The organism is Pacificimonas pallii (assembly GCF_019204005.1).
Taxonomy (GTDB): domain Bacteria; phylum Pseudomonadota; class Alphaproteobacteria; order Sphingomonadales; family Sphingomonadaceae; genus Pacificimonas; species Pacificimonas pallii.
This window is the reverse complement of sequence record NZ_JAGSPA010000001.1, coordinates 876,074-888,075: the sequence shown is the minus strand read 5'-3', so window position 1 is coordinate 888,075 and position 12,002 is coordinate 876,074. Positions and strand designations below refer to the sequence as shown.

General features: G+C 63.9%; 8 protein-coding genes. 5 read left to right on the top strand and 3 right to left on the bottom strand.

Features of this window, described 5'->3' with window-relative positions; all coding sequences use genetic code 11:
- The first annotated feature begins 26 nt into the window (after nucleotides 1-26).
- From KCG44_RS04140 to katG, 3 genes are all read left to right on the top strand, one after another.
- Nucleotides 27-1,253 (top strand): DUF445 domain-containing protein, encoded by a 1,227-nt coding sequence (locus KCG44_RS04140; protein ID WP_218444382.1) that lies wholly within the window; start codon nucleotides 27-29, stop codon nucleotides 1,251-1,253.
- A gap of 205 nt (nucleotides 1,254-1,458) precedes the next feature.
- Nucleotides 1,459-2,220: an SDR family NAD(P)-dependent oxidoreductase gene (locus KCG44_RS04135; protein ID WP_218444381.1), complete on the top strand. Its 762-nt coding sequence runs from the start codon at nucleotides 1,459-1,461 to the stop codon at nucleotides 2,218-2,220.
- A 226-nt stretch (nucleotides 2,221-2,446) separates the two neighbouring features.
- Complete coding sequence (gene katG / locus KCG44_RS04130; protein WP_218444380.1) at nucleotides 2,447-4,699, top strand: catalase/peroxidase HPI; 2,253 nt, start codon at nucleotides 2,447-2,449, stop codon at nucleotides 4,697-4,699.
- Nucleotides 4,700-5,161: 462 nt separating this feature from the next.
- Here katG and KCG44_RS04125 read toward each other — a convergent pair whose 3' ends face one another.
- The 3 genes from KCG44_RS04125 to KCG44_RS04115 form a co-directional block, all read right to left on the bottom strand.
- Nucleotides 5,162-7,036 carry a DEAD/DEAH box helicase gene (locus KCG44_RS04125; protein ID WP_218444379.1) on the bottom strand — a complete coding sequence of 625 codons (1,875 nt, stop codon included), beginning with the start codon at nucleotides 7,034-7,036 and terminating at the stop codon, nucleotides 5,162-5,164.
- Nucleotides 7,037-7,163: 127 nt separating this feature from the next.
- Nucleotides 7,164-8,141, bottom strand: coding sequence for an NAD(P)H-dependent flavin oxidoreductase (locus tag KCG44_RS04120; RefSeq protein ID WP_218444378.1), 978 nt, complete (start codon nucleotides 8,139-8,141; stop codon nucleotides 7,164-7,166).
- A 53-nt stretch (nucleotides 8,142-8,194) separates the two neighbouring features.
- Nucleotides 8,195-8,956: a crotonase/enoyl-CoA hydratase family protein gene (locus tag KCG44_RS04115; protein WP_218444376.1), complete on the bottom strand. Its 762-nt coding sequence runs from the start codon at nucleotides 8,954-8,956 to the stop codon at nucleotides 8,195-8,197.
- A 141-nt stretch (nucleotides 8,957-9,097) separates the two neighbouring features.
- On the opposite strand from KCG44_RS04115, the gene KCG44_RS04110 reads away from it, so the two are divergent.
- Both KCG44_RS04110 and KCG44_RS04105 read left to right on the top strand, forming a co-directional pair.
- A complete protein-coding gene (locus tag KCG44_RS04110) occupies nucleotides 9,098-10,543 on the top strand; it encodes a serine hydrolase (protein WP_218444375.1) in 1,446 nt (481 codons plus the stop codon).
- A gap of 175 nt (nucleotides 10,544-10,718) precedes the next feature.
- Nucleotides 10,719-11,975, top strand: a complete 1,257-nt coding sequence (locus KCG44_RS04105) for an acetyl-CoA C-acetyltransferase (RefSeq protein ID WP_218444374.1) — start codon at nucleotides 10,719-10,721, stop codon at nucleotides 11,973-11,975.
- Nucleotides 11,976-12,002: the final 27 nt, after the last annotated feature.

Here is a 12,002-nt window from a genome sequence, read left to right as displayed (position 1 = left end):
CCCTTCGGCGGACCCCGCTCAGTCTGATGCAGCCGCATCCGGCGCGGCGCATGCGTGTCGTGGCCACCGGACTGCTCATTGCCATGGCGTGCCTGTTCGTGGTGACCCACAGGCTGGAGGGGGAGGCCGCATGGATCGGCTATCTGAACGCCTTTTCAGAGGCGGCGATGATCGGCGGTCTGGCCGACTGGTTCGCCGTCGTCGCGCTGTTCCGGCATCCGCTCGGGCTCCCCATTCCGCACACCGCCATCGTGCCGAAGAACAAGGATCGCCTTGCCGATAATTTGGCGGGTTTTCTGCAGGATAATTTTCTGACGACACGCATCGTCGCGCGCAGGCTCGCCGCTTTCGACATGGCGGGCGCGGCAGGCCGCTGGCTCGCCAGGCCATCGGCTGGCGGCACAAAGGCCAATGGCGCGGCACGGTTCGCGCTTCAGGTGATGGACGCCGCCGACAATGACGCCGTGTCCGGACTTGTGCGCGGCGGCATTTCGTCGGGCCTCGGGCGTCTAGAGCTTGCGCCGCTCCTCGGCCGCATTCTCGACCGCTCCATCGACGAGGGCCGCCTGCAGCCCGTCTTCGACAGCGCCATCGTGTGGCTCGCACATGTCCTCGACCAGAATGAACTGCTGATCCGCGACCTCGTGCAGGAACGCACCCAGTGGCTGCTTCGCGTCGCCGGTGTCGACGACCGGGTGGCCAACGCGCTCATCAATGGCAGCCGCAAGCTGCTTGTCGACATGGCCGCCGACCCCGACCACCCGCTGCGCATCAAGGTGATGATCGCGCTCAAGGACGTCGCCTTCGACCTGCAATATCTCCCCGAAACGCAGGAGAAGGTGGAGCAGTACAAGCACGACCTGATCGCCAATCCGGAACTGGCGCGCTTCCTCGACGGCATCTGGGGCAATCTGAAGGAGGCGCTGCGCACCAGCCTGTCCGATCCCCAGGCCGCCCTGTCCGGCCGTCTCGGCGAGGGGCTGCGGTCCCTTGGCAGCAGCATCGAAACCGACCCCGCGCTGCGCCGCAGCCTCAACATGCAGGCGCGCCGCGCCCTTGCCAGCCTGATCGCCGATTACGGTGCCCAGATCGTCAGCGTCGTTTCCGATACCGTGAAGAAATGGGACACCGAAACCGTCGCCGACCGGCTGGAACGCGCCGTTGGCCGCGACCTGCAGTTCATTCGCGTCAACGGCACGCTTGTCGGCGGCCTGGTCGGCGTCGTGCTGCACGCGCTTGTGACGGCATTCTAGCACCACTCATTGCGCTAGGCGCGTGCCGCCGCTTCCCCTGCTAGGCTCGCGCTGAAACCGGACAAAGGACCATGAAGATGGCAAAAGCATATATCGCCCGGCCGGTACGCACCGCCGGCGGCACGCGCGGCGGTAGATATCGCTTGCAAATCATATGCGAAATCGGCGGGGTCGCGCATGTCACAATCGGGAAGGCACGATACTCATGACAGGTCGTCTGGCGGGCAAGACCGCACTTATTTCCGGCGCATCGTCCGGCCTTGGCCGCAGCGCGGCGCTCGCCATGGCCCGCGAGGGCGCAGCCGTGATCGTCGGTGCCCGGCGCGAGGACAAGCTCGCTGATGTCGTCCGCGAGATCGAGGCGGGCGGCGGTACCGCGAATGCCATCATGCTCGATGTCACCGATCGCGAAGGCGTCGCCGACGCCTTTCGGCAGATTGAGGACATGACCGAGACGCTCGACATTCTCGTGAACAGCGCCGGTGTCGGCAGGGCCGTGCCGTTCCTCGAAACCAATAAGGAGGATTTCGAGTGGCATTTCGACGTCAACGTCAAAGGCCTGTGGCGTGTCAGCCGTGATTTCTCGCGCCTCGCCATTGGGCGCGGTCATGGCGGCAGCATCATCAACATCGCCTCCATGCTCGCGCTCGGCGTGCATCCTGGTCAAAGCCTTTACTGCGCGACAAAGGGCGCCGTCCTTCAGATGACCCGTGCCATGGCGCTGGAACTGCAAGCGAAGGGAATTCGCGCAAACTGCGTTTGCCCCGGCTATTTCAAGACGGAGATGACCGAGGAATTCGCCGCCAGCGCGCAGGGTCAGGCCTATGTCAAGCGCACCCCCGCCAAACGCTTCGCCGAACCGAACGAACTCGACGGCGCCATCATCTACCTCGCCAGCGACGATGCCAGCTTCACCACCGGCACACATATCAGCGTCGACGGCGGACAGGGCGTCCGGATCGTCTGAACGCCGTTCCCCTCCCGCCCAGGGAGGGGCCAGGGGACGGTTCGGGCCGCGGCGGTGACAGCCCGGCGGCTCCTCTCTCTGCTAGCGGGGGGATAGCACTTCTCGCACGCCGCCAGTCACCCAATCGATCATTCAAACATAAAGAATCAATTTTTTATTTCACAGGAAACATGCCTACCCTCGCGTCTGCGCCGCAAGAGCGCTGCATTCTGCTGGGGAGTCGATCATGCTTAGAAATTCCATCTCACTTCTGGCGCTCGCCGCCGCCGCAACTGCCACGATCACCACCGCGACACCCGCATTTGCGCAAGGCACGGCGACCGAAACGCAGGGCAAGCCGATTGCCAATGATTTCTGGTGGCCGAATCAGGTCGACCTGTCGCCGCTGCGCACGCATGTTTCGGAATCAAATCCGATGGGCGCGGACTTCGACTATACAAGAGCATTCGGCGCGCTCGATCTCGCTGCCGTGAAAGCCGATATCAACGCCGCGCTTACCGATTCGCAGCCATGGTGGCCCGCCGATTATGGCAATTACGGCCCCTTCTTCATCCGCATGGCGTGGCACAGCGCAGGCACATACCGCCTTGCCGATGGCCGCGGCGGCGCCGGCGGCGGACAGCAGCGCTTCGAACCGCTCAATAGCTGGCCCGACAATGCCAATCTGGACAAGGCCCGCCGCCTGCTATGGCCAGTGAAACAGAAATACGGCAGCAGCATCAGCTGGGCCGATCTGATGGTGCTGACCGGCAATGTCGCACTGGAAAACATGGGGTTCAAGACCATGGGCTTCGCGGGCGGCCGCATCGACGATTGGGAAGCCGAGCTGGTGGATTGGGGCCAGGAACAGGAAATGCTGTCCGACAGGACGCGCTATTCCGGCGACCGCAAGCTGCGCCGACCGCTTGCCGCCGTGCAGATGGGCCTGATCTACGTCAATCCAGAGGGGCCGGGCGGCGTGCCCGATCCGCTTGCCGCGGCACGGGATATTCGCGACACGTTCGGGCGCATGGCCATGAATGACGAGGAAACCGTCGCGCTGATCGCGGGCGGGCACACTTTTGGCAAGGCGCACGGCGCGCACAAGCCAGACGAATGTGTCGGCAAGGAACCCGCCGCCAATGGCGTCGAACAGCAGGGGATGGGCTGGAATAACAAATGCGGCACCGGCGTTGGCGCGGACGCGGTGACCAGCGGGCTTGAGGGCGCGTGGACGGCCTCGCCTGCCCAATGGACGACCATGTATCTCGACAATCTGTTCGCCTTCGACTGGGTGCAGACGAAAAGCCCCGCCGGTGCGACGCAGTGGATTCCGAGCGACGAAAGCGCGGCAACCATGGTTCCCGACGCGCATGATCCGGACAAGCGCCACGCGCCGATCATGTTCACCACCGATCTTTCGCTGAAATTCGATCCCGCCTACCGCGAAATCTCCCTGCGGTTTCGGGACAATCCTGAGCAGTTCGAGGCTGCCTTTGCGCGCGCCTGGTTCAAGCTGACGCACCGCGACATGGGTCCCCGCGCGCGCTACATTGGTGCGGATGCCCCCGCAGAGGTACTGCTGTGGCAGGACCCCGTACCGGATGTGGACCATAAGCTGGTGGACAATGCCCAGATCGCCCGGCTGAAAGCCGCGGTTCTCAATTCAGGGCTCAGTACCGCTGAGCTGGTGCGCACGGCATGGGCCTCCGCGGCCAGCTTCCGCGGTACCGACATGCGCGGCGGTGCGAACGGCGCCCGCCTGCGGCTCGATCCGCAGACCGGCTGGGCCGTGAACAACCCGGCGGAGATCACCAAAGTGCTGGGCGTGCTTCAGCGCATCCAGTCCGACTTCAACGGCGCGGCGCGGGGCGGTGCCAGAATATCCCTTGCCGACCTTATCGTTCTTGGCGGCGCGGCTGCGGTCGAACAGGCCGCGAAGGCCGCCGGACATGATGTGAAGGTACCTTTCCGCCCCGGCCGCACCGACGCATCTCAGGAACAGACGGATGTCGAGGCCTTCGCCGTCCTTGAACCAAAGGCTGATGGTTTTCGCAATTATTACGCCGCTGCGGACAATCATATGTCGCCGACGGATGCCCTGATCGAGCGGGCGGCACTGCTCAATCTGACGGCACCGGAAATGACCGCGCTTGTCGGCGGCATGCGAAGCCTTGGCGCGAATACCGGCGGCGCGGCGCACGGCGTCTTCACCGACCGTGCGGGCGCACTCAGCACCGACTTCTTCGTCAATCTGCTCGATATGGGAACGGTCTGGACGAAGTCGGCGGCGGAAGATGGCATTTACGAGGGCAGGGACCGCGCGTCCGGCAAAGTGAAGTGGACGGCCACCCCCGTCGATCTCGTCTTCGGGTCCAGCGCCGAACTCCGCGCCGTTTCCGAGGTCTACGCCTCCCGCGATGGCGACCGGAAATTCGTCGATGACTTCGTCAGCGCCTGGACCAGGGTGATGAACAACGATCGCTTCGACCGGACCTGACACGCGAACAGGCGCGGTTGCCGGTTTCCTCCTTCCGGCAACCGCGCCGACCGGCCTTTTCAGCGTCCCCCGTCGCCCTCATCGATGCGATTGGTTGCGGGCGGCGGAATCCCGTGACGGGAAAAAGCGCAAACAGACCATCTTCCCGCCGCCACCTGCGGGGGAGGAGAAACCGCAAGGCCGGCACCTTTCCCCGCCGCAATGGCAACATCCGGCGCCGCATCCGGTGCGCGACTCGGGGGGCGGTGGCAACTTCGCCAGACCGGCGGAAAATACCGCGATAACAGCGCCCTGAACGTCACCATGTCCTACACGGGACGCACCGTATATTATGGTGCGTCAGCCTGTGGCCGACCCGCTCTTTCCCAGTCAGAATCTATCAAGTTCGCCGCCCGGACGAATATATGTCCGCCCCTGTGGCAACTTCACCACCTTCGGTGCGCGGCCCTCGGCATACCGCCGTCAGTAGGGCTTGGGCCCCGGCGCCCTGCCACCGCCCGGCTTTGGCCTCTTGCCCGGTCCGAACTTGCCGTTTTTGCCGCTCTTGCGCTGTTTCGGCGCGGCGCCGTCCGGCTTGGCGTGAAATTTCGCGGACAGTTTCTTCTTCGGCCCCTTTTGCGGTTTCCCCGCATTGCCGCCGCTCGAAAGGTCCGGCCTGCCGTCCAATATTGTCACGCGAATGTTCTTTTCCATCATGCGGTTCGGGCCGATGGCCGCCAGGAATTTATCCGCCTGCTCGGCATTTAGCTGCACGTGGGTTTCGGTCTGCTGCATCTTGATCACACCGATGTCGCGCTTTGAAATATCGCCGCCATTGCACAGCAGCGGAATCAGCCAGCGGGGTTCGGCATTCTGCTTGCGGCCAACGGACAGCGTCAGCCACAGACTCTCGGCGAATTCCTGTCGTTCCTGACGTTCGCGCGGTGCATCGTCCCACGGCGCGGGGTCCCGGCCCTGCCGCTGATGGCCCCGGTCGCGGCTGCGGTCAGAGCCCTTGTCTCTTGCCGCCCTCGGCGCGTGCGCACTGGCCGGCTCGATGTCCTCCGGCGCTGATTTCTGTGCGCGCGTCAGGCGCAGAAAGGCCGTGGCGATCTGTTCGGCGGTGAATCTCTCCAGCAGCCGCGCGGCGAAATCCCGTTCGAAATCCTGCGGTTCATCGGTCAGGATCGGATCGGCGAGCATGCGCTCTTCATCGCGCGCGATGACGTCATCGGCAGAGGGGGGATCGCCCCAGGTCGCCTGAACCCGCGCCGCCTGCAGCAGGCGTTCGGCCTTGCGCTGCGCCTTCACGTCGACCATCAGGGCGCTGACGCCCTTGCGGCCGGCACGGCCGGTGCGTCCACTGCGGTGCAACAGCGTTTCCGGGCCTGACGGCAGGTCGGCGTGGATGACCAGCTCCAGGTCGGGAAGGTCGATGCCGCGCGCGGCGACATCCGTGGCGATACAGACCTGCGCGCGGCCATCGCGCAGCGCCTGGAGCGCGTGGTTCCGCTCATTCTGGCTTAGCTCACCGGACAGGGCGACCACCGAAAAGCCGCGATTGCCAAAGCGGGACACCATGCGGTTCACCGCCGCGCGGGTATTGCAGAACACCAGCGCATTGGCCGCCTCATGATATCTCAGCACGTTGATGATCGCGTTCTCGCGGTCGCGCGGCATGGTCACCAGCGCGCGGTAATCGATATCGCTGTGCTGCGCGCGCTCCTCCTTGGTGGAAACGCGCACGGCATCGCGCTGGTAGCGCTTGGCCAGCTTGGCAATCGGCGCTGCCACGGTGGCGGAAAACAGCAGCGTACGCCGCTCTTCCGGCGTGGCTTCCAGGATGAACTCCAGTTCCTCGCGGAAGCCCATGTCCAGCATCTCGTCGGCCTCGTCGAGGATGACCGCCCGCAGCGCTCCTGTATCGAGCGCGCGTCGCCTGAGATGGTCGCACAGCCGTCCGGGTGTGCCCACGACGATATGCACGCCCCGCTCAAGCACCCGGCGTTCGGTGCGCGGGTCCATGCCGCCAACGCAGGAGGCGATGACCGCGCCGGTATCCGCGTAAAGCCAGTCGAGCTCCCGCTTCACCTGCAGGGCAAGTTCCCGCGTTGGCGCGATCACCAGCGCGAGGGGACGCTCCGGCGGCGCGAAACGGTCGGCACCGGCCAGCAGCGTCGGCGCGATGGCCATGCCGAACGCGACCGTCTTGCCGGACCCGGTCTGCGCCGACACGAGAAGGTCCGCATCGGCGAGTTCGGGGGCCAGCACCGCGCTCTGGACGGACGTCAGGGTTTCATAGCCGCGCGCGGAGATGGCCTGCGCCAACGGCGTGACGACGCCGGGAAATTCACTCATGTCTTTGTCTTTCGGGACATATGCCCGGAGATACCGGGTCAGGCGCGGCCATGCCCGCGCTGTCTGCCGCGCCTGCATAGGCGATTTGACCCGCGAAGGATAGGCCCCGCGCGCGTACGCGCGGCGCTCAGGCCGCCAGCATGCCCTCCAGCCGCTTGCGGATGATCGCATCCGCCTCGGACATGATGCCGTCGATCAGTTCCTTGCAGGTCGGAATGTCGCTGATCAGCCCCGCCACCATGCCGCAGCTCCACGCGCCCGCATCCATGTCGCCTTCGGACATGATGCGCGGATAGACGCCCGCAACCTCATCGATGATGTCTTCGAATTTCAGCTTGTCGCCCAGTTCGCGCTCTTTCACCAGCAGACGTTCCACGGCATCGTTCGTCATCACGCGCTCCGTATTTCTGAGCGGACGCATGACGAGGCGCGTATCGAGCTCGGACGCGGCCACGATGGCCTGCTTCACATTCTCATGTACGGGCGCTTCCTTCGTCGCGATGAAGCGCGTGCCCATGTTGATGCCTTCCGCGCCCATGGCGAGCGAGGCCACCAGAGAGCGCGCATCCGCCTGGCCGCCGGATGCCACGAACGGAATCTCCAGCTCGTCCGCCGCACGGGGCAGCAGGATCATGTTGGGGACATCGTCCTCGCCCGGATGTCCGCCGCATTCGAAACCGTCGACGCTGACCGCGTCGCAGCCAATGGACTGCGCCTTCAGGCTGTGCCGCACGCTGGTGCATTTGTGTATCACCTTGATGCCCGCATCATGCAGCGGCGGCAGCACCTGCGCCGGATTGTTTCCCGCCGTTTCCACAACCTTCACACCGCCCTCGATGATCGCCTTGATATAGCCCGGATAATCGGGCGCGTTGACGGTGGGAAGGAACGTCACATTCACGCCAAAGGGCTTATCCGTCATGTCGCGGCATTTCGCGATTTCATTGGCAAGGTCGGCGGGCGTTCTCTGCGTCAGCCCGGTGATGATGCCAAGCCCGCCCGCGTTCGAAACCGCGGCGGCCATTTCGGCAAAGCCGACCCAGTGCATGCCGCCCTGAATGATGGGGTGCTGGATGCCGAACATTTCGGTGATCTTGGTTTTCATGGGTCAGTCCTTTTTGGGATGGTTTCCTTTCCTCTCGCAAGAGGAAAGCTCTGTCAGCGGCCTTTCCAGCTCGGCTTGCGCTTCTCGGCGAAGGCTGTCGGCCCCTCACGCGCATCCTCGCTGGTGAACACGGGCATCATCATCGGGCCCTGTTTTTCAAAGCGTTCATCCGGATGCCACCCGCGCGATGCGATCATGACCTGCTTCGAGACGCGCACGGCAAGCGGGCCATTCTCGGCGATTGTCGCTGCCAGTTCCTTTGCGCCGACAAGGGCATCGCCGTCGACCACGCGATTGGCGAGGCCAAGTTCATAGGCCCGCGCCGCGCTTATGAAATCACCGGTCAGCGCTAGCTCCATCGCGACCTTCGGCGGGATCTGATCGGGCAGCGCCATCAGGCCGCCCGCGCCCGCGACCAGGCCGCGTTTTACCTCAGGAATGCCGAACTTCGCATCCGACGCCATCACGATCATGTCGCAGGCGAGGGCAAGCTCCATACCGCCCGCAAGCCCGTAGCCATTCACCGCCGCAATCAGGGGCTTGGCGGGTGGTCTCTCCGTAATGCCGCCAAAGCCGCGGCCCTTAATGCTGGGTGTTTCGCCTTTTAGAAATGCCTTCAGATCCATGCCGGAACAAAATGTCCCGCCCGCGCCCGCCAGGATGCCGACAGTCAATTCATCCTCTGCGTCCAGCCGGTCCATCGCCGCGGCGATGCCTTCCGCGACCGCCCTATTAACGGCATTCTTCGCTTCGGGGCGATTGATCGTAACGATCAGCACACCGCCGTCGGCCTCGACAAGAACGTCATTTGACATGTCTCTCTCCCTCTTCCGCCAGATGATTATGCAGCGACCGCGCGTGCGAACAGCCCCCGAAAAGCGCAGCACCGGAAACATTGCAGCCGCGCGGGAACTGGATTACGCCGCTCTTTCATTTTTCTTCGGGGGCGGAACATTATGAAGAGCGGCTTCTATCTTGGCATCGCGGCGGCACTGGGCATTGCCGCACCGGCCATCGCAGATGATTTTGAGCGGGACGCCAGCCTGCGCGCGGCCGAGGCCTGGATGACGAAGCAAATGGAAATCCGGCTGGCACCCGGCGCGACCGCCGCGCTGGTGCATGATCAGGACGTCATCTGGAGCGCCGCTTATGGTGCCGCCGATGTGGATGCAGGCGTCGCCATGACGCCGCAAACCGATTTCAGCGTCTGCTCGATATCAAAGCTGTTTACGTCGATTGGCGTCATGACGCTGGTTGAGGGCGGCCACATCGATCTCGATGCACCCCTATCAACATATCTTCCAGATTACGCCCTCTCTGGTGAGGCGCGAAAAGGCAGTGGGCCGGTAACGGTGCGCGACATGCTCTCGCACGCTTCGGGCCTGCCCCGCGAACCGCTGCAGGCTGGCTGGCTGGATCGCGATTTTCCAACGGCGGCAGAACTGCGCGCCGACCTGCGGGCCAATGCCGCCGATTATGAGCCCGGTGAGAATTTCCAATATTCGAACCTTGCCATGTCGCTGCTGGGCGAGGTCATCGCAGCGGCGAGCGGACAGTCCTACGATGCCTATATGCGCGCGGCCGTGCTTGGACCGCTGGGTCTGGACGGGGTCAGCACCGACCTGCCGATGACCGCGGAAGCCGACCGCAGTTTCGCGCGCGGCTATTCGATGTACGACCGCGCCGGCCAGCGCACGGCGCTCCCGCCCTACCAGTTGAGAGGCTACGCGCCCGCAGCGGGCTATGCCGCCTCGGTAAGCGACCTCGCCCGCTTTGCATCATGGCAGTTCCGTTTGCTCGAAAGCGGCGAAACCGAAGTGCTGTCGCGGCCCGCACTGCGGGACATGCACCGGGTTCACTGGCACGATCCGTTCGATCCCGCTGGCGGTACCTTTGGTTTCGGCTTCGCGCACAGCAAGATGAACGACATGCCGTTGATCGGCCATAATGGGTATTGCAATGGCTATCGCGCCAATTTCGCGATGCATCCCGCGAAGCGGATTGCGGTCATCTCCATGGTGAACGCCAATGACATTTCCCCGCACGATCTGAGTGCCGGCGTGCTGGCGATTGCGCTGCCAACCCTTGCCGCCGCGTCCGAAGACGGCGACAAGAAGGCATCCGCCGCCCGGTCTTTTGCCGACTATGAAGGCAGTTACAGCGTCAAGGACATGCCCTGGGGCAGTTACATCCTGCCGCGCGGCGACGGAGTGATCATGATCGACCTGTTCGCCGACGAGCCGATGAAATATCCAATGAAGTTTGTTCATATTGAGGGTGACACATTTCGCCTGAAGCGTCCCGAAGGGGATATGGGCGCGCGGCTGACCTTCGACCGGGATGCGGATGGAAAGGTCATCGGCTCCACCTTCGAGGGCGTACGCATGCCAAAATCCGGCTGAGCGCCGAGACGATCAGACGCGGTGCTGATACGGGTGCGGACAGAGGCGCGGACAGGGTACAAACAGGTGCACAGATAGGGGGCACGGGAACATCCGCCCCCACCGAATCGTCAGCTTGGCACCTGCGCAGGCGGCCTCCAACTCGTGGCAAAGAAGCCTCAGAAGGAGCATCGTCATGGCCGAAGCCTATATTATCGACGCCGTCCGGACCCCGCGCGGAATCGGCAAGACGGGAAAGGGCAGTCTGGCCCACATGCACCCGCAACATCTGGCCGCGACAGTTCTGAAGGCCATAGCCGAGCGTAACGATATCGACACCGGCGATGTGGACGATGTGATCTGGTCCACCTCCACGCAGAAGGGCAAGCAGGGCGGCGATCTCGGCCGTATGGCGGCACTGGACGCGGGCTACGACATCCGCTCGTCGGGCACGACACTGGACCGCTTCTGCGGCGGTGGCATCACGGCCGTGAACTTCGCTGCGGCGCAGGTGATGTCCGGCATGGAAGACCTGGTGGTCGCGGGCGGCACGGAAATGATGTCCTACACCGCCGACCGGGGCCGTGAGGAAATGGCCGCGGGCCTGGGCGCCGCCATGATGGGATCGGGCAATGACCGCCTGCAGGTCACGCATCCGCAGTCGCATCAGGGCGTCTGCGGCGATGCGATCGCCAGTATGGAGGGGATCGGCCGCGAAGCGCTGGATCGTCTTGGCTATGACAGCCAGCAAAAGGCGGCGCGCGCGATTGCCGAGGGGCGGTTCGATAAGTCGCTCATCCCCGTAAGCGACGCAGACGGCAATATCGTGCTCGACAAGGAAGAGTTTCCGCGGCCGCAGACGACTATGGAGGGCCTTGGCGAGTTGGAGCCAAGCTTTGCCAAAATCGCCGATGTCCCGCTCGATAAGGATGGCACGACATTTCGCGGCCTGATCAACCGGAAGTACCCGGATCTGGAGATCAGGCATTTCCACCATGCGGGCAATTCATCAGGCGTCGTCGACGGCGCGGCTGCGGTGCTGATCGCATCTGAGAAATATGTGAAGGAAAAGGGCCTGAAGCCCCGTGCCCGTGTCGTCATGACCGCGAACATGGGCGACGACCCGACGCTGATGCTGAATGCCCCTGTCCCGGCGGCAAGGAAAGTGCTGGAAAAGGCGGGCCTGAGCAAGGACGATATCGACCTGTGGGAGATCAACGAGGCTTTCGCTGTCGTTGCGGAAAAATTCATCCGTGATCTCGACCTGCCGCGTGACCGGGTGAATGTGAATGGCGGCGCGATCGCGCTTGGTCATCCCATTGGCGCGACCGGCTCCATCCTGATCGGTACCATGATCGACGAGCTTGAGCGGCAGGGCCTGAAACGCGGTCTGGTCACCATGTGCGCAGCAGGCGGCATGGCCCCGGCGATCATCATCGAACGTGTGGAATAACGCCCGCTTGCTTGAGGATATTCACCC